This is a genomic window from Gammaproteobacteria bacterium, assembly GCA_011375345.1.
In the GTDB taxonomy this organism is placed as follows: domain Bacteria; phylum Pseudomonadota; class Gammaproteobacteria; order DRLM01; family DRLM01; genus DRLM01.
This window is the reverse complement of the sequence record DRLM01000120.1, coordinates 1-18429: the sequence shown is the minus strand read 5'-3', so window position 1 is coordinate 18429 and position 18429 is coordinate 1. Positions and strand designations below refer to the sequence as shown.

Below are 18429 nucleotides of genomic sequence, written 5' to 3'. Positions count from 1 at the left end.
AGCCTGGATTCCGCCGTGCTCCATCCAGGCTGAATTTGACAGCAACTGTTGAAGCTACATGCCCAGCTTGCGTTCCAGGTAGTGAATATTGGTGCCACCGGCCTGAAAGGCGGCATCGTTGAGGATGTCGCGGTGCAGCTCGGTGTTGGTTTTTATGCCATCCACCACCAGTTCCATCAAGGCCGTGCGCATGCGCGCCAGCGCCGAATCGCGGTCTTCGCCGTGGGAGATGAGTTTGCCCACCATGGAGTCGTAGTACGGCGGCACGGTGTAACCGTCGTAGAGATGGGAATCCACCCGGATACCGGGACCACCGGGCGCATGGTAGCGTTTGACGACCCCGGGCGAGGGGGTGAACTTGACCGGGTCTTCGGCGTTGATGCGGCATTCGAGGGCATGACCGGTAAAGCGGATGTCCTTTTGCCGGAAGCGCAAGGGCTCTCCCGCGGCGATGCGAAGTTGTTCTTTGACGATGTCCACGCCGGTGATCATCTCGGTGACGGGATGTTCCACTTGCAGGCGGGTGTTCATCTCGATGAAGTAGAAGTGTCCGTCTTCGTAGAGAAACTCGAAGGTGCCCGCGCCACGGTAGCCGATGTCCACACAGGCTTTGGCGCAGCGCACCCCCATTTTGTCACGCAGCTTTTCGTTGAGCCCCGGCGCCGGCGCCTCTTCGATCACTTTTTGATGACGGCGCTGCAAGGAACAGTCCCGTTCGCCCAGGTGAATGGCGTGACCCTGGCCGTCGGCCAGCACCTGGAATTCGATGTGGCGGGGGTTTTCCAGGAATTTTTCCATGTAGACGGTATCGTTGCCGAAGGCCGCTCCCGCTTCGCTGCGCGTCAGGGCAATGGCGTTGAGCAGGGCCGCCTCAGAACGCACCACCCGCATGCCGCGCCCGCCGCCGCCGCCGGCGGCCTTGATGATTACCGGATAGCCGATGCTCCGGGCGAGACTCAGGATCTCGTCCGGGTTGTCGCCCAAAGGACCGTCGGAGCCCGGCACACAGGGAATGCCGGCTTTTTTCATGGCGGCGATGGCAGAGATCTTGTCGCCCATCAGGCGGATGGTGTCACCGCGCGGACCGATAAAGATAAAACCGCTTTGTTCCACCACGTCGGCAAAATCAGCGTTTTCCGATAAAAAACCGTATCCCGGATGGATGGCCACGGCATCGGTCACTTCCGCGGCGCTGATGACAGCGGGAACATTCAAATAACTTTGGGCAGCGGCATTCTCGCCGATGCACACTGATTCATCAGCCAGGCGCACGTGTTTCAGATCACGATCGGCGCTGGAATGAATGGCGACGGTTTTGATGCCCATCTCCTTGCACGCGCGCCAGATGCGCAGCGCGATTTCGCCCCGGTTGGCAATCACTACTTTTTCGAGCATGGTCTGGTCCCGCTGTTAATCGATGATGAACAGCGGTTGGCCGTATTCCACCGGCTGGCCGTTTTCCACCAGGATGGCCTTGATCACTCCCGCTTTGTCGGATTCGATTTGGTTGAACATTTTCATCGCTTCGATGATGCACAGGGTGTCGCCCGCTTTCACCGTCTGCCCCTCTTCCACGAAGGGTTTGTTCCCGGGGGCCGAGGCGCGGTAAAACGTTCCCACCATGGGGCTGGTCACGGTGTGACCACTGGGCACGGCGGGCTCATCCACCGCCTCAGTCTCGGATCTGACAGCGGCCGCCGCCGGCAAAGTGGCCACGGGCGGGGCCGGCGCAGGCAGGGCGACACTCCCCCCGGCCGGATAACGGCTGATGCGCACCGATTCTTCCCCCTCGTGGATTTCGATTTCGGCGATACCGGACTCTTCCAGCAGTTCAATCAGTTTTTTTACTTTGCGTATGTCCATGACAGTGCGTTGTACCCCGGTTTAACTCTTTTCCCTGGCCAGTTCGGTGACGGCAGCCTGCAGGGCCAGTTCGTAACCTTGCGGCCCGAACCCCACAATCACGCCGCTGGCGATGTCTGAAAAATAGGACTGATGGCGGAACGCCTCGCGGCGGTGCACATTGGACAGGTGAACCTCTATAAAAGGGATATCCACCGCCAGCAGGGCATCGCGCAGTGCCACACTGGTGTGCGTAAAGGCCGCGGGGTTGAAAATGATGAACGCCACTTGTTCCTCAGCAGCGCTGTGAACGCGCTCGATGAGAGCGTGCTCCGCGTTGCTTTGGAAATGAAGCAGGCGGTGACCGCTTTGCCCCGCCAGGTTTTCCAGATGGCGGCAGATATCCGCAAGGCGGGTCCGTCCATAAAGACCGGGCTCGCGGCGGCCCAACATATTCAGGTTGGGGCCGTTCAAAAGCAGCAAGGTAGCCATGAAAATCCTTCTGCGCACACGACTCAGCGCCAGAAGGGTAATTCTGCATGGCCAAGGTGGGTTTGTCTATATCGTTTGAACTTCCCGTGTGTTCGTCGCAAATACCCGCATGATCATTGCCACCACTTCCACGTGATTTAAAGCAGGGGCTGGATCAGGGTGATGGCCTCGCGCTCATGCAATTCCCCGAATTCCACGGCGGCAATCCGCCCGTCACGGTCGATAATGGCGGTATAGGGCAGCACGCCGGCGTCATTGCCGTAGGCCCTGGCCACGTCCACGGCATCGTCCTCACCAATCATGATGGCGTAGTCAATGGGGGTGTTCCTGATGAAGGCGCTCACCGCCTCGCGGTCATCCAGCGCCACGCCGATGACCTGCAGGCCCTGTTCGCCGTAGCGGGCCTGCAAGCCGTTGAGCATGGGAATCTCACGCAAACAAGGCCGGCACCAAGTGGCCCAGAAATTCAGGGCGATAACTTTGCCGTCCCATTCATCAATATGGTGAACCACGCCATCCATATCCGGCAGACCGAAGCCCGGCCGCTGCCGCTCCAGGGCAGCGCTCACTTCACCCCGCTCCGCGGCGGCGCGCCGCTGCGCCCAGTCGCTGAAAACGAAATAGCCCACCACGGTGGCAACACCCACGGTCAACAGACCCAGAACCAGGCCGGGCCGCTTCAACGGCGTGATTTTTTCGCTCACAAACTCCTCTCCAGCGCTTGTTGCACGTGGGACGCGAATTCCCCGGCATCGAGGAATCCGACCACGCGATAAGCCTTGCGCTCGGTGCCGTCGACGCCGAAAAACAGGATGGACGGCGGACCAAAAATGCCAAAACGCGCCATCAGGGCTTTGTCTGCCTCATCGTTGGCCGTCACGTCCGCCTGCAGCAACATCACCCCGGCCAGCGCCGCCTGCACCGCAGGATCGGAAAAGGTGAGATGTTCCATCTCCTTGCAGGACACACACCAGTCAGCGTAGAAATCCAGCATCACCGGCTGACCCTGGGCACGGGCGCGTTGCAGGGCCTGGTCCAGGCCGTCCGGCCCCTTGATCCGGACGAACGGCAAGGCCGGCGCGCTGGCCTGGCCACCGCCCAGGAAGGAGGCATTGGCCAGCGGCTTGAACATGCTGTTGCCACCGGTGGCCGCCCCCAGCGTCAACACAACACCGTAAACCAGAAAGACGAAGCCGACACCTTTCCACAACTTCTGCCAGCCCGTGGCCTCCACCGGCAGGGTGTTGGCCACCCCCAGAAACACCGCCGTGACGATAAACAGCGCCCCCCACAGCACCAGCGCCAACTGCCCGGGAATCACCCGTTCCAGCATCCAGATCGCCAGCCCCAAAAGCAACACGCCGAACACGGCTTTGATGGTGTTCATCCAGCCGGAGGCGCGGGGCAGCCATTTACCCGCGGAGGTCCCCACCGCCAACAGCGGCACCCCCATGCCCAGACTCATGGCGAACAAAGCCAGGCCGCCGAGCACCGCATCGCCGGTGTTCCCGATATAGATGAGCGCACCGGCCAAAGGCGCCGCCACGCAGGGACCGACGATGAGCGCGGACAACAAGCCCATGATAGAGGCACCGGCCAGGGTGCCCCCCTGCTGCCGGTTGCTGATTTCGCTGAGCCTGCTCTGCCAACTCGCGGGCAGTTGCAGATCGTAAAAGCCGAACATGGACAGCGCCAGCGCCACAAACAGCGCGCTGAAGGCGCCGATGACCCAGGCATTCTGGAAAGCCGCCTGCAAATTGGCGCCGAACAGGCCCGCCAACACCCCCGCCACCGTGTAGGTCAGCGCCATGGCCAGCACGTAGGCCAGGGACAAGAAGAAGGCATTGCGGGTGGTGATGCTGGCCCCCTGCCCCACGATGAGGCTGGAGAGGATGGGCACCATGGGGAACACACAGGGTGTAAAGGCCAGCAGCAATCCCACGCCAAAGAAACTGAGCATGGTAAGCAGACGGTTGCCACCCATGAGGGACTGGGCGAAGCGGTCCTGCTCGGACACAAAACCACTGACAGCAGGGATCACTGGTGCCGGTGCCGGCCCCGCCCCACCCGCCGGCAGCGTGAGGGCCACGGTCTTGGTGATGGGGGCGTAACACAGGCCGGCGTCGGCGCAGCCCTGATAACGCACCTCGGCGGTGACAGACCGCCCCTCCCCCTCAAACACCACCGGCACACGCACATCCAGCTTGTGGTAATACACCTCGGAGTGACCGAAAGACTCGTCGGTTTTCATCCTGCCCGGAGGCAGCACCAACTCCCCCAGGGTCACGCCGGGACTGTCTTTGAGGGTGACCTTGAGCTGTTTGCGATAGAGATAATAGCCATCGGCAATCTGCCACTGAAGGTGGAAAGCCTTGTTCTCCTGTGCCCCGGCCGCGAAAACAAACGCCTGATCGGGATCCAAAAACTCCTCGCCCGCCCCGCCCAGGCCCAGGGTGTCTTTTACGGAATTCAAAAACCCACCGAGCACCCCGCCGCTTTTTGGCGGGCCGCCGGGGGCGGCGGCCAGGCTCACACTGAGCGTCTGCTCCCGCGGCGGGAAACACACCCCCGCATCGGCACAACCCTGGGATTTGGCGATGAGGGAAAAATCCAAGGCATGACGGGCATCGGCGCGGATCAGGGGAATGTCCACTGCCACATGGCCACGATAGATGGCGCTTTCGCCGAAGAATTCATCGTGTTTGATATCGTGGGCCTCGGGCAGCATGGGCGGACCCAGTTCCACACCCGGGTCAGCGCTGCGGAAACTGATTTTCCCCTTATATAAGTAGTAACCCTCGGCGATCTCCCACTCCACCCGCACCATATCGGCGGCCAGGGGCGTGGCGCTGACGCGGAAAGCCTGATCGGGGTGAAGCAGATCGTCGGGCTGGACAGCCGCAGCAGGACCGGCGAGAAAGGCGCCGAGGGCGGCCAGCAATAACATGCAGACACGGCACACGGGCGTGCCCGACTGGATGTGCATCATGGAAACTGTCCTCTTGGCATTGTTCGTTAGGAGGACGGGGCCGCGCCCTGATCCGGGCCTGGCACAGACTCCTCAATCCAGGCCAGATAGGCGGGCAAGCCGGTGGCGATTGGGACCGCGACCAACTCCGGAAGTTCATAGGGATGCAGCCGCAACACCGCTTCCTGAAGACCCTGCAAGGCAGGCCGCGTCGACTTGATCAACAACAACACTTCGTCCGCCTCCTCCACCGCCCCCCGCCAGCGATACACCGAGCGCACGGCAGGTACCACGTTGACGCAGGCGGCCAGCCCGGCGCCCACCAGCCCGCGGGCGATGCGCCCGGCCACCTCGCCGTCCGGGCAGGTGCAATAAACAATGCAAGCCTCAGTGCTCATGGCGCCGGATTCTAGCAAATCCACCTGTCCTTCGCCGCCACCGGGATCACAACTTGAGCTTGGCGGCGGGGAAGTGTACCGTGTGTGCCATGACGCCATTCAAAGCCCTGTTTTTAATCTTCCTCGGCGTTCCGGTTCTGGAAATCTACCTCCTGATTACAGTGGGGGGGTGGATCGGCGCCCTGCCCACTGTGGGGCTGGTGGTGCTCACTGCGGTCATCGGCGCCTATCTGTTGCGCCAGCAGGGCTTCGCCACATGGCAGCGCGTGCAAACCACCCTGGCGCGGGGCGAGCTTCCCGCCCTGGAGATGATGGAAGGCCTGGTGCTGCTGGTCAGCGGTGCCCTGTTGCTCACACCCGGTTTTTTTACCGACACCATCGGGTTCCTGGGACTGATCCCCGCCACCCGCCGCGCCATGGTGCTGTACTTGCTGCGCCACAGCAACGTAATAGTCAGCGCCCGCAGCTACACCCGACACGAGTCCCACACCATCGACGGCGACTACACCCGCGACGACCGTTGAGCGGGGGGCCCGGATGCCGCGGCGGTCCTGTCAAAGCTCCACCCCTCCCCTGAACTTCTCTTCTATAGTTATCCCTTGTTCAATCGCAGTCCTGGATATTTTTTTGCCATTCGACAGGGCTTGCCCCTTGACCTTTTGAATTTCGGAACTATCATTATTGGCACTCACGAGTGGTGAGTGCTAACAATCACCCACCCCAACCTGGAAGCATTGCGCAAGTCATTGTTTCTAAATCAAGACTTAGGGAGATCTCAAGTATGAACATTCGTCCGTTACATGACCGCGTCGTGGTGCGCCGCCTCGAAGAAGAGCGCACAACCGCTGGAGGCATCGTGATTCCCGACACCGCCACCGAAAAGCCCAGCAAGGGCGAGGTGATCGCCGTGGGTAACGGCAAGATCCTGGACAACGGCGAGCAGCGCGCCCTGGACGTCAAAGTGGGCGACAAGGTGCTGTTCGGCAAATACGCCGGCACTGAGGTGAAAGTGGAAGGCGAAGACCTGCTGGTGATGCGCGAAGACGACATCATGGCGGTCATCGAAGGCTAAGCGCCCCCCCGCAGACTATTATTTTGGAGGATCAAAAACATGGCAGCGAAAGAAGTCCGCTTCAGTGACGACGCCCGGCACCGCATGGTGCACGGCGTAAACATTCTGGCCAACGCCGTTAAAGTGACCCTGGGCCCCAAAGGCCGCAACGTGGTGCTGGAGAAAAGCTTCGGCGCTCCCACCATCACCAAGGACGGCGTGTCCGTCGCCAAGGAAATCGAACTGGCTGACAAGTTCGAAAACATGGGCGCCCAAATGGTGAAAGAGGTCGCCTCCCAGACCTCCGACGTGGCCGGCGACGGCACCACCACCGCCACCGTATTGGCCCAGGCCATTTTGCGCGAAGGCATGAAAGCCGTCGCCTCCGGCATGAACCCCATGGACCTCAAGCGCGGCATTGACAAAGCCGTGGCCGCGGCCGTGGAAGAGCTGAAGAGCCACTCCAAACCCTGCACCGACAACAAATCCATCGCCCAGGTGGGCACCATTTCCGCCAACTCCGACGAAGCCATCGGCAAAATCATCGCCGACGCCATGGACAAAGTGGGCAAGGAAGGCGTGATCACCGTGGAAGAAGGCTCCGGTCTGGACAATGAGCTGGACGTGGTGGAAGGCATGCAGTTCGACCGCGGCTACCTCTCCCCCTACTTCATCAACAACCAGCAAAGCATGAGCGTGGAGCTGGAAAACCCCTACATCTTGTTGCACGACAAGAAAATCTCCAACATCCGCGACCTGCTGCCGGTGCTGGAAGGCGCCGCCAAAGCCGGCCGCCAGCTGCTGATCATCGCCGAAGATGTGGAAGGCGAGGCCCTGGCCACCTTGGTGGTGAACACCATCCGCGGCATCGTCAAGGTCTGCGCTGTCAAAGCCCCCGGCTTCGGCGACCGCCGCAAAGCCATGCTGCAAGACATCGCCATTTTGACCGGCGGCCAGGTGATCTCCGAAGAAGTGGGCCTGTCCCTGGAAAAAGCCAGTCTGGACGACCTGGGTTCCGCCAAGCGCGTGGTCATCACCAAAGACGACACCACTGTCATTGACGGAGCCGGCAATGGCAGCGAAATCGAAGCCCGCGTGGCCCAGCTTCGCGCCCAGGTGGAGGAAACCACTTCCGATTACGACCGCGAAAAACTGCAAGAGCGCATCGCCAAGCTGGCCGGCGGCGTGGCCGTCATCAAAGTGGGCGCCGCCACGGAAGTGGAAATGAAAGAAAAGAAAGCCCGCGTGGAAGATGCCCTGCACGCCACCCGCGCTGCGGTGGAAGAAGGCATCGTGCCCGGTGGCGGCGTCGCTCTGGTGCGCGCCCTGACCGGCATCACTGAGCTCAAAGGTGACAACCACGACCAGGACGTGGGCATTTCCATCGCCCGCCGCGCCATGGAAGAACCGCTGCGCCAGATTGTCACCAACGCCGGCGGTGAGGCCTCTGTGGTCCTGGCCGAAGTCAAAAACGGCAAGGGCAACTACGGCTTCAATGCCGCCACCGGGGAATACGGCGACATGGTGAACATGGGTATTCTGGACCCCACCAAGGTCACCCGCAGCGCCCTGCAAAACGCAGCCAGCGTCTCCGGCCTGATGATCACCACCGAAGCCATGGTGGCCGAAGCGCCCAAGGAAGAAAAAGCGCCCGCACCCGGCGCTGACGATATGGGCGGCATGGGAGGAATGGGTGGCATGGGCGGCATGATGTAAGCCCGGTCAGGCACCACCTCACGAAAAAAGGCCTCGCCCGTTTGGGTGGGGCCTTTTTTTTTCGCGCCCGCAGGCACCGGCGGCAGCCCCGGTGAAAACACAGGCGCACTTAGAACAAACACCGCCTGCACAGATTGCGCTTGCGGCACCAGCGCCAGCTGATATGATCCGCACTACCCGTTGCGCCCCGCCCGGCCCGCGCCTCTTCATCTCCTCAAGGAAACCGCGGCAAAAGTCATATTCCTGCACGTCGGCTTCCGCCACAGGCCTGAAATCATGGGAAAAGGCCCGACCCGGTTCGGCGCCGTCGCCCACGGGCAGTTAGAACAGGGGGGCTTTGCCAAAGGCCGGGGAACAACGGGCGTGGGAACGGAAAGGGCCGCCCTTTATACATTCGCATCTGTGAGCTGGGATGGGGACCGGCTCTCCCCGGCCGCCACCGCCACGCGCCGTCCAGTCAAATGGAGGATCAAAACCATGTTCGTGATACTGTTGAAATTCTCAGACAACAAAGGGCAGGCGGGCCAGTATTTGGACGGTCACAAAGCCTGGCTAAAGCGCGGTTTCGATGAGGGCGTGTTTGTGCTGGCGGGCAGCCTGCAAACCAACAGCGGTGGCGGGATCATCGCGCACAATACCACGCTGTCCGAACTTCAGGACCGGGTGGACAGTGACCCTTTTGTGATGAAAAACATCGTCACCGCCGAGGTTTTGGAGATCACGCCGTCAAAAGCCGACGAGCGGCTGCAGTTCTTGCTCCCCTGAACAACGGGCCTCATCCCCTCGCTGAACGGATGAGCACAGCTCTGGCCAGCCCCGCTGGCTGCGCGCCGGTGCGACCGGGCCCCTTGCGGAATTCGTGGCCAGAATGCCTGCCGGGCAGAGCGTGCTTTCCCCGGCCACTGAACAATGCGCGACGCGGGGTGCGGCCCGGGTCAGATTTCCTCTCATTGGGTTGCGCCACTGAAAACCCGCCCCCCTGAAAGCTGGACGCGGCGCTGCCGTTGCAACATACTTCGAAGCGTGGACGTTGCGAAAGAGACCCAGCGGTGTATCGTGAACAGCTCCGGCGGCTCCCCGTTTTCAGCACCGAGGAGACAGTGGTGCCCGCGGCACGTTTCAACGCCGTGCGCCTGGCGCTCAGGTGGACGACCAATCCCCAACGTTTTCCCATCGAGGGTTTGCGGGGCCTGGACATGATTCTGGAAGACGGGCTGTGGGCCATCGCGGACCGCACATTAAACGACATCCCCGTCGCCGCCTGGACTGACTTTGAACCGCGCACCTCGCTGCACCAGCCCATTGCCTGCCGCCTGCGCTTTTATCATGCCCACGCCGGACTCGTTCTCGACCCGGCGTGGGCATACTGCGACCGCTACCTGAAACGCGCACTGGACCAGGCAGACCCCAAAAGACCTTGAACCCGACCCCATCCAGCCAGCGTTTTCGCGTATAATTCACTGCTTTCTCGCTCACAGCTCCCCCTTGGTCGGCGTCGAGCCGACACATCCCACAGAGGTTTTTTATTCATGTCAGGTCCCACCCCTTCCCCCGGCGCCTTCGCGGAACTGGGTCTTAACCCTTTGATTCTCAGAGCTGTTGCCGATGCCGGCTACGAATCCCCCTCGCCCATCCAGGCCGCCAGCATTCCTTTGCTGCTGGCGGGCAAAGATCTGGTGGGACAGGCCCAGACCGGCACCGGCAAAACCGCCGCCTTCGCCCTGCCCCTGCTCAGCAAGGTGGATATCGGCCTCAAACAACCGCAGGTGCTGGTGCTCACGCCTACGCGGGAGCTGGCCATTCAAGTGTCGGAGACCTTCCAGGCCTACGCCCGCCATCTCAAGGGTTTCCAGGTGCTGCCCCTCTACGGCGGCCAGGGCATGGCCGACCAGTTGCGATCGCTGCGCCGCGGCGTGCACGTGGTGGTGGGCACACCCGGCCGGGTGATGGATCATTTGCGCCGCAAGACCCTGAACTTGGGCCAGCTTCAGAGCCTGGTGCTGGATGAAGCCGATGAAATGCTCAAAATGGGCTTTCTCGAAGACGTGGAGTGGATTCTGGAACAAACGCCCCAGACGCGCCAAGTGGCGCTGTTTTCCGCCACCTTGCCCGGCGCCGTGCACAAAATCGCCCAGCGTCACCTGAACAAGCCGGCGGAGGTGAAAATCAAAACCAAAACCGCCACCGTAGACACCATCAGCCAGCATTGCTGGCAAGTCACCGACCTCCACAAGTTGGATGCCCTCACCCGCATTCTGGAGGCGGAAGACTTCGATGCCATGATTGTCTTCGTGCGCACCAAAAACGCCACGGTGGAACTGTCAGAAAAACTGGAGGCCCGCGGCTACGCCAGCGCACCGCTCAATGGTGATATAAACCAGGCGCTGCGGGAAAAAACCGTGGCGCGGCTGAAAAAAAAATCCCTGGACATTGTCGTGGCCACCGACGTAGCCGCCCGCGGCCTGGACGTGGACCGCATCAGCCACGTGGTCAACTACGACATCCCCTACGACACCGAGGCCTATGTGCACCGCATCGGCCGCACCGGCCGCGCCGGTCGCCAGGGCAAGGCCATATTATTCGTCGCGCCGCGGGAAAAACGCATGCTGCGTGCCATCGAACGCGCCACCCGCCAGCCCATCAACCCCATGCAACTGCCCACCCGGCAGGACGTGGCGGACCGCCGCATCGCCCAATTCAAACAGCTGATCAACGACACCCTCAAGGCCCAGGAATTGGGATTTTTTCAGGACGTGATCGAAGAATACCAGCGGGAACACCAAGTCAGCCTGAACGACATTGCTGCGGCACTGGCCTATTTGCACCAGCGGGAACGCCCCTTGAATGTCCCCGAGCGAGCCACGCCCCGGCGGGACAAGGCGGCCGCAGGCCCACCGTTGACAAAACGCCCCAGCGCGTCGCGCCCGCACAAAAAAACAAGCCGCAGCAGCAAGGCCGGCAAACCTTTCAAAGCCAAAGGCAACAAAGCGCGACCGGGCTCACGCGCCGCTGGGTTATATTCCTGAGCTAGGATTGTCAGGTTGATATTATCGCGGCGAGGCGCCGCTCTCACCAGGGGTAGGGGTCTGTGCCAGACGCCCCCCGGGCAGGGGCGGATACCCTCGGCGGCTTGGGCTAAAATCCGCCCTATGTCATTGCACCACCGCACCTTGCGCATCCTCAGCAACGGGCACCTCCACTCCGGTGAGGATCTGAGCCGGCAATTGGGCGTCAGCCGCACCGCCGTGTGGAAAGCCATCCGCGTGTTGAGAGCTATGGGGGTCACCATCCATGCCGTGGCCGGCAAAGGCTATCATCTGGCCCGGCCCGTGGAACTGCTGGACGAACAGGCCATACGCCAGGCCCTCCCCCAGGGCGCCGCGCCATTGCTCAGCGAGCTGGAAATCCACCACAGCCTGCGCTCCACCAACAGCCATCTTCTTGACGCCGCCCGCGCGGGCCGGCCGGGCGGGCACGCCTGTTTGGCAGAACACCAACAACAGGGCCGGGGCCGCCGCGGCCGGCACTGGGCTTCCCCCCTGGGCGCCAACATTTATCTTTCCCTGCTTTGGCGTTTCGAATTGGAGCCGCCCGCACTAAGCGGGATGAGCCTGGCCGCCGGTGTGGCGGTGGCAAAAAGCCTGGCGCAAATGGGGATCACCGACATCGGTCTGAAATGGCCCAACGATGTCCTTTGGCAGGGCCGCAAACTGGCCGGCGTATTGCTGGAAACCAGCGGCGAGTCCCACGGTGCCCAGGCCGTGGTGATCGGTGTCGGCTTGAACGTGCACATGCCCCGGCACGTGGAGATCGACCAGGCCTGGGCCGATGTGCAAAGCGCCACCCCATCACCACCCGGGCGCAACGCCCTGGCGGGCGCGCTGCTGGGTGAGCTGCTGCTGTCGGCGGAACGCTATGGCCAACAGGGCTTGCAGGCCTGCTTGCCCACATGGCGTGAACTCGACGCCCTGGCGGGCCGGACCGTGAGGCTGCAAGGCTTGCGCGAGAAGGTAACCGGCGTTGCACGCGGCGTCGACGATCACGGTGCCTTGTTGATTGAACGCGACCGCCGCATCACCGCCTATCAAAGCGGCGATGTCAGCGCACGCCTGTACCCTGGCGAAACTTAAGGACCGCCCTTGAAGCTGCTGGTGGACATCGGCAACAGCCGTATCAAATGGGGCATCTGGAAAAACGGTGCGCTAGATCACTGCGGAGCGTTTACCCGGCCGGACGCCGCCAACATCCCGGCGGGCGCCGAAGCCGCCTGGGGCCGTATGCCTCCCCCCCGGAACATCATCACCGCCAACGTCGCCGGCGAAACCATCGCCGCAGCGCTGACCGCATGGATGCAATCTCACTGGAACATCACACCGCATTTTATCCAGGCCCAGGCCCGGGCGGGCGGCGTGACCAACGCCTACGAGGAACCCGGCAAGCTGGGCGTGGACCGTTGGGCAGCGCTGGTGGCAACACGACGACGATACCAGCAGGCCGCGTGCATTGTGAACGCCGGAACGGCCATTACCATTGATGCCATGGACGAAAACGGCCACCACCTGGGCGGCCTGATCGTGCCGGGTGTGCAGCTGATGCGCAGCAGCTTGCTGGAAAAGACCGCCGACATCAGTGCGCGCGCGCAAGGCCAAACCGTCAAACAGGGCACTTTACTGGCCCGCAGCACCCAGGCCGCGGTACAGGGCGGCACACTCTACAGCGCTGTGGCACTAATTGACAGGATCGCTCAGAATCTGGCCACCCAACTGGGGCCAAACATGGCCCGCTTGATTTCCGGCGGCGACGCGGCGAGCCTGCATCCTTTGCTCACCCCAGGCTTTGAGCACCGCCCGCATCTCGTGCTCGAAGGCCTGGCGATATTGGGAGAAAGCCCGTGCGACTGATATTCTTTGCCCTGCTGTTGGCCAATGTGGCGGTCTTCGCCTGGCAGCACTATGGCCATAAGACAAGACCCGCCACAGCAACAGCGGACAACGCCGCGACATATGGCAAACCACTGCGCCTATTGAAAGAGCGGTCCACCACAGCAAGCGAAGACAGCGAATAAACCCACCGGTTGCCAGGGTGGGTCCGCGCCGCTAATCTAGCGCCTTCCCACCACAAGGACTTTGCAACAGGCCCATGACAAAACGCAGCACACCCACCATGGCCCAAAAGGCCGACCGCCACGAACTCTATCAACTTTCCGTTCAATCACCGGAGTTCGAATTGGATTTCTTCGACGCCCGTTACCGCGAGCTGCGCGGGAAACGGCCATTGATCCTGCGCGAAGACTTTTGCGGCACAGCGCTGGTGTGCGCCCAGTGGGCCAAGTCCCATCCCAAGCGCCAGGCCATCGGCGTGGACTTGTGCGCAGAAACCCTGGAGTGGGGTTTGAAACACAACGTCCGCCCGGCCGGCAAAGACGTGGCCCGCCGTATCAAGCTCATCAATGCCAACGTCCTCACCGCCGACGCCCCCAAGGCGGACGTCACCTGTGCTATGAATTTCAGCTATATGATCTTCACCAGGCGCGGCGCACTGCGGCACTATTTCGAAACCGTACGCGCCGGCCTGAAGGACAACGGTTTGTTCTTTCTCGACCTGCTGGGCGGTCTCGAAACGCCCAACGCCGTGGCGGAAGAGCGGGAAATAGAAGGCGAGGACTTTACCTACACCTGGGACCAGGCCACGTACAATCCCATCACCAACGAAATGCAATGCTACATCCATTTCGGTTTTCCCGATGGATCCAAGCTGAAACGTGCCTTTTCTTATTATTGGCGCCTGTGGTCATTGCCCGAAATCCGGGAACTGTTGCACGAAGCGGGCTTCAGCAAAGTGCGCATTTATTGGGAAGAATTCGAAGAAGACGAAAACGACGAGGAATACTTGGTCGGCAGCGGCAACTATTTAGAAGTCACCGAGGTGGAGACCCAGGAGGCGTGGATCGCTTACATTGTTGCGGAAGCCTAGCCCGGGTTGCTCAACCAGGAAGCGGGGCAATCGCGAAAGACGGTGGATTCACAGGGGATGTTCTGACAGAGCGGAATACACATTGCCCATTTCCGATGGAAGAAAATCCCCTGTGTATCCAAAGAACAAGCAAGGGCCTGTCCATCTGCTGAGGAATGCGGGCCAAGACCCCGTTCAAGCCGTCATTTTCCGCTCCAGAGTTTGCAGCACCATCGCAACCGGCGTCAGCCCCAGCCCCCAGGCCACCACCACACCCAGGCCGTTGGCCGCCATGTCCCAGTAATCGAAACTGCGGTAACCCGTCAGCCCCTGGGCAACTTCCAGCCCCACGCCCAGAGTGACAAGAGCCAGCGCCACTCGCCCGTACGCCGGCCGCTGGTAGAGCTGGACAAACCACAGCATCAAGCCGGCGTAGCCGGCCACGTGAGCCACTTTGTCCGCGGCGCTGAAGCCGGGCAGCGGCGGCGCCGGCATCAGCGAGGCGTACACCACCACGGCCACCAGGCCCCAGCCCACGGCCCGCCACAGGGGAAACCAACGCAGGCGGCGCCGGACCCACCGCCCGGTTGTCGGCTCAGCCGTGGCCGGCACGCTCATCCTGCGGCCACAACCAGGCCGCCCCCCTCACGCCGCTGGAATCCCCGTGCAGGGGCGGCACCAGCGGCGTGGCCACATGATCGGAAAACACCCACCGTCCCCACAGGCGCGGCACCCGCTGATACAGGCGCTCCACATTGGACAAACCGCCCCCCAACACGATGACATCCGGATCAAGAACGTTGATCACAGTGGCAAGGGCGCGGGCCAGGCGCTGTTCGTAGCGTTGCAAAACCGCTTCACACTGTTCATCACCGGCACCGGCCCGACGGGCGATATCGGCGGCCGCCAGGGTGGCGGCGGTGGTCGCGGCGAAGTCGCGTTCCAAACCCGGACCAGACAGGAAAGTCTCGATACAGCCCCGCTTGCCGCAATAACAGGGCGGACCGGGCTGCTCATCGGCAGTGGGCCAGGGCAGGGGATTGTGACCCCACTCCCCGGCAATGGCGTTGCGGCCGGTGAGCACCCGCCCGTCCACCACCAGCCCGCCACCGGTGCCCGTGCCCAGAATGACGCCAAACACCACCGCCGCGCCGGCAGCCGCACCGTCCACGGCCTCGGACAGGGCGAAGCAGTTGGCATCATTGGCCAGGCGCACCGGGCGCTGCAAGGCGGCGCTCAGATCACGGTCCAGGGCCTGGCCGATAAGGCAGGTAGAGTTAGCGTTTCTTATCTTCCCCGTAACCGGCGACAGCGCACCCGGCGCGCCCACCCCCACGGTGCCGCGGCGGCCCGTCGCGCTTTCAATGGCGTGAACCAGGCCGGCCATGGCCCGCACCGTCGCGGGATAATCACCGGCAGGGGTGGCAAGGCGCCGCCGGCAGAGTAGTGTGCCACCCTCGCCGAGGGCAATGCCTTCTATTTTTGTGCCGCCCAGATCGATGCCAATGCGCATGGAAGGTGGTGTGCTCACGTTTCCGGCAAACGGGCTACGTTGTGGCACACCAGCCGGACCAAGCCGCCGCTGTCCACAACAAAGCGGGTAAAACAAGCATAGCCCACCTGCGAGCGAAACAAGCAGTGGGCGGGCGCGCCCAGAACATGGTTCAGCAGGGCGCGAATGACTCCGGCATGGGCCACCACCAACACCGCCCGCGCGTCGGACTGCAGCAACAACTCATCCCAGGCCGCCCCCACGCGGGCGGCAAAGGCCGTGACCGGTTCGGCACCGGGCGGCAGGTGGGCGACGGGATCGCGGCGAAAACGCGTGTAGCGCTCCGGATCGTCACGCTGCAGCTTAGCCGGCTTGTGCCCTTCCCATGGACCGAATCCAATCTCCTTCAGCCGAGGTTCAATACAAAGGGGCAGTTGGTGCGCCTTGGCGTAGGCACTGGCAAAATCGGCACAGCGGTGCAAAGGCGAGCTGACCACTCGCTGCCACAGTCGCCCGTGGGCCACGGCGGCCCGCATCTGGGCCCAGCCGGCGGCGCTCAGACGATCGTCGCGCTGGCCACGTATGCAGCGCCCCCCCTCCGGCTCGCCGTGGCGCAGGACATCGATGTAGCGCTGCTCAGCCATGACTGCGAGCGACGATCATGGCCCGGTAGCGGGCCCAGTCGAAAAAGGGGCCGGGGTCACTTTTGCGGCCAGGGGCAATATCCGCATGACCCACGATACGTGTGGGGGTGATGCGGGGATATGCACGCATGATGGCAAGGGTGACTTCGGCCAGCGCCGGATATTGACGCTCATCGAAGGGCTGCTGATCAGACCCTTCCAACTCTATGCCAATGGAAAAATCGTTGCAGGAGGCACGACCCTGAAAACAGGACTTGCCCGCATGCCAGGCGCGCATGTGGAACGGCACAAACTGGCGCACCCCCCCGTCACGACAGATGAGCACGTGGGCCGAAACACGCACACCACGCAAAGCGGCGAAGTAAGGGTGGGCACTATGATCCAGCGCGTTGGTAAACAAGGCTTCGATCCAGGGCCCGCCGAACTGTTCCGGGGGCAGGCTGATGGCATGAATCACAAGCAGATCCACCTCCGTGCGGGGAGGACGGGGATCGCAGTTGGGAGAGGGGCACGGAGCCACCCCCTCAAGCCAGTTTATGGATGCGCCACCAGCCATGACCCTCACCCCCGGCAGATCGTTACAATTAATCGCCGGTGCGGACAGCCAACACGTCGCAGCCGGCCCCGTGCAAAACACCATTGGCGGTCGAACCCAGAAAACGCGCCAAACCATGGCGGCCGTGACTGCCGATAATGATGAGATCGACATCCCTCTCCTGAGCGATACGGGGAAGCTCCAGCCGCGGTGAACCCAATTCAACAATGCACGCCGCGTCGCCCCAGCCACGGTCCCGTGTCAGCGTTGAACAGCGCTTCCGGGCCACCTCCACCAGGGCGGTCTCCACCTCGACGGATTGAGGGATCAGCGCATCGTTGTCCAGCGTCAGGGGAATATATTCCACGATGTGGGCGATGCTGATCCGCGCCTTGAAGAGCCGGGTCAGGCTCTGGGCGCGCGCGAGCACCTTTGCATCGGCCGGCGAAAAATCCACCGCTGCCAAGAGGTGCCGGTAATTCTGTGTCGCTGCCCTTGCCATGACCAAAGCCCCGCGGAAAAACAGCTTTGGGTGATCCTACCACGGCCCACCCCGAGCCCGCCAAGTGCAAAGCAAACGCAACGACTCTGCATCGGGCAGGAGGCGGGTTCCCACCCGCCGTCATCTCACACCGCCGGAGATGCGGTTCGGCATCCGGCGGTTCACGAGACACACTGGAGCCGTTGCACAGTCTTGAGTAACGACCGGCCTCCGCTTTCGTCCGCAGATGGGCCGGCGGGCGGCTTCCACCCCCATGTCATTCCTTCACCACCACAGCCCGGGGAATAGCGCCACGAAAAAAAAAGCCCGAGACGGTGACCGTCTCGGGCTTTTCCCGGTTAGGCGCCTGGCAGTGTCCTACTTTCGCATGGGATCCCCCACACTATCATCGGCGCTGAGCGGTTTCACTTCCGAGTTCGGAATGGGATCGGGTGGTTCACGCTCGCTATGGCCGCCAGGCAAACTTGCAGCGCTCTTAAGGTATGAACCCGTCCAGGGTTCAAGCCCCAAAAGCAACAATTCGGAAGCTGTATCGGCGTATTAAGGATCAGAGTTCACAGCCCAAACCACTTGGGTGTTATATGGTCAAGCCTCACGGGCAATTAGTACTGGTTAGCTTCATACATTACTGCACTTCCACACCCAGCCTATCAACGTTGTCGTCTTCAACGGCCCTTCAGGGGAATCAAGTTCCCAGGGAGACCTAATCTTGAGGGAGGCTTCCCGCTTAGATGCTTTCAGCGGTTATCCCGTCCGTACATAGCTACCCGGCTGTGCCACTGGCGTGACAACCGGAACACCAGAGGTACGTCCACTCCGGTCCTCTCGTACTAGGAG

The 18429-nt window shown here is 62.1% G+C and carries 20 protein-coding genes and 2 rRNA genes; 9 read left to right on the top strand and 13 right to left on the bottom strand.

Annotated features, from left to right (window positions below; genetic code table 11):
• Window positions 1–54 precede the first annotated feature (54 nt).
• The 6 genes from accC to ENJ19_08945 all read right to left on the bottom strand — a co-directional run bounded on the left by accC (window position 55) and on the right by ENJ19_08945 (window position 5700).
• Complete coding sequence (gene accC, locus ENJ19_08970; protein HHM05861.1) at window positions 55–1395, bottom strand: acetyl-CoA carboxylase biotin carboxylase subunit; 1341 nt, start codon at window positions 1393–1395, stop codon at window positions 55–57.
• 15 nt (window positions 1396–1410) lie between these two features.
• The gene (locus tag ENJ19_08965) at window positions 1411–1863 is read right to left on the bottom strand and encodes an acetyl-CoA carboxylase biotin carboxyl carrier protein (protein ID HHM05860.1); all 453 of its coding nucleotides are present in this window, start codon (window positions 1861–1863) and stop codon (window positions 1411–1413) included.
• 21 nt (window positions 1864–1884) lie between these two features.
• Window positions 1885–2334: a type II 3-dehydroquinate dehydratase gene (gene aroQ, locus ENJ19_08960; protein ID HHM05859.1), complete on the bottom strand. Its 450-nt coding sequence runs from the start codon at window positions 2332–2334 to the stop codon at window positions 1885–1887.
• Between the two features lie 137 nt (window positions 2335–2471).
• On the bottom strand, window positions 2472–3038 hold the full coding sequence (locus ENJ19_08955; protein ID HHM05858.1) for a TlpA family protein disulfide reductase: 567 nt from the start codon (window positions 3036–3038) through the stop codon (window positions 2472–2474).
• Window positions 3035–5320, bottom strand: coding sequence for a protein-disulfide reductase DsbD (locus ENJ19_08950; protein HHM05857.1), 2286 nt, complete (start codon window positions 5318–5320; stop codon window positions 3035–3037). The genes ENJ19_08955 and ENJ19_08950 overlap by 4 nt, the downstream gene beginning before the upstream one ends.
• 29 nt (window positions 5321–5349) lie before the next feature.
• Window positions 5350–5700 carry a divalent-cation tolerance protein CutA gene (locus tag ENJ19_08945; protein ID HHM05856.1) on the bottom strand — a complete coding sequence of 117 codons (351 nt, stop codon included), beginning with the start codon at window positions 5698–5700 and terminating at the stop codon, window positions 5350–5352.
• 89 nt (window positions 5701–5789) lie between these two features.
• On the opposite strand from ENJ19_08945, the gene ENJ19_08940 reads away from it, so the two are divergent.
• The 9 genes from ENJ19_08940 to ENJ19_08900 all read left to right on the top strand — a co-directional run bounded on the left by ENJ19_08940 (window position 5790) and on the right by ENJ19_08900 (window position 14440).
• A complete protein-coding gene (locus tag ENJ19_08940; protein HHM05855.1) occupies window positions 5790–6224 on the top strand; it encodes an FxsA family protein in 435 nt (144 codons plus the stop codon).
• 257 nt (window positions 6225–6481) lie between these two features.
• The gene (locus ENJ19_08935) at window positions 6482–6772 is read left to right on the top strand and encodes a co-chaperone GroES (protein ID HHM05854.1); all 291 of its coding nucleotides are present in this window, start codon (window positions 6482–6484) and stop codon (window positions 6770–6772) included.
• Between the two features lie 39 nt (window positions 6773–6811).
• Window positions 6812–8467 (top strand): chaperonin GroEL, encoded by a 1656-nt coding sequence (gene groL / locus ENJ19_08930; protein HHM05853.1) that lies wholly within the window; start codon window positions 6812–6814, stop codon window positions 8465–8467.
• A gap of 477 nt (window positions 8468–8944) precedes the next feature.
• Complete coding sequence (locus tag ENJ19_08925) at window positions 8945–9232, top strand: hypothetical protein (GenBank protein ID HHM05852.1); 288 nt, start codon at window positions 8945–8947, stop codon at window positions 9230–9232.
• Window positions 9233–9570: 338 nt separating this feature from the next.
• Complete coding sequence (locus tag ENJ19_08920; protein ID HHM05851.1) at window positions 9571–9888, top strand: hypothetical protein; 318 nt, start codon at window positions 9571–9573, stop codon at window positions 9886–9888.
• 108 nt (window positions 9889–9996) lie between these two features.
• A complete protein-coding gene (locus tag ENJ19_08915; GenBank protein ID HHM05850.1) occupies window positions 9997–11493 on the top strand; it encodes a DEAD/DEAH box helicase in 1497 nt (498 codons plus the stop codon).
• Between the two features lie 123 nt (window positions 11494–11616).
• Complete coding sequence (gene birA, locus ENJ19_08910) at window positions 11617–12597, top strand: bifunctional biotin--[acetyl-CoA-carboxylase] ligase/biotin operon repressor BirA (GenBank protein ID HHM05849.1); 981 nt, start codon at window positions 11617–11619, stop codon at window positions 12595–12597.
• Between the two features lie 9 nt (window positions 12598–12606).
• On the top strand, window positions 12607–13368 hold the full coding sequence (locus tag ENJ19_08905) for a type III pantothenate kinase (GenBank protein HHM05848.1): 762 nt from the start codon (window positions 12607–12609) through the stop codon (window positions 13366–13368).
• A gap of 238 nt (window positions 13369–13606) precedes the next feature.
• Window positions 13607–14440: a class I SAM-dependent methyltransferase gene (locus tag ENJ19_08900; protein HHM05847.1), complete on the top strand. Its 834-nt coding sequence runs from the start codon at window positions 13607–13609 to the stop codon at window positions 14438–14440.
• Window positions 14441–14614: 174 nt separating this feature from the next.
• Here ENJ19_08900 and ENJ19_08895 read toward each other — a convergent pair whose 3' ends face one another.
• The 7 genes from ENJ19_08895 to ENJ19_08865 all read right to left on the bottom strand — a co-directional run.
• Entirely contained in the window at window positions 14615–15037 is a 423-nt protein-coding gene (locus tag ENJ19_08895) for a VanZ family protein (protein HHM05846.1), read from the bottom strand.
• Complete coding sequence (locus ENJ19_08890; GenBank protein HHM05845.1) at window positions 15015–15932, bottom strand: ROK family protein; 918 nt, start codon at window positions 15930–15932, stop codon at window positions 15015–15017. Before ENJ19_08890 ends, ENJ19_08895 begins: the two co-directional genes overlap by 23 nt.
• Window positions 15933–15946: 14 nt before the next feature.
• Window positions 15947–16555, bottom strand: coding sequence for a histidine phosphatase family protein (locus ENJ19_08885; protein ID HHM05844.1), 609 nt, complete (start codon window positions 16553–16555; stop codon window positions 15947–15949).
• Entirely contained in the window at window positions 16548–17111 is a 564-nt protein-coding gene (gene ampD / locus ENJ19_08880) for a 1,6-anhydro-N-acetylmuramyl-L-alanine amidase AmpD (GenBank protein ID HHM05843.1), read from the bottom strand. The genes ENJ19_08885 and ampD overlap by 8 nt, the downstream gene beginning before the upstream one ends.
• 28 nt (window positions 17112–17139) lie before the next feature.
• Window positions 17140–17592: a universal stress protein gene (locus ENJ19_08875; protein HHM05842.1), complete on the bottom strand. Its 453-nt coding sequence runs from the start codon at window positions 17590–17592 to the stop codon at window positions 17140–17142.
• A gap of 344 nt (window positions 17593–17936) precedes the next feature.
• Window positions 17937–18051, bottom strand: a 5S ribosomal RNA gene (gene rrf / locus ENJ19_08870).
• Between the two features lie 102 nt (window positions 18052–18153).
• Window positions 18154–18429, bottom strand: a 23S ribosomal RNA gene (locus ENJ19_08865); the annotation flags it as partial.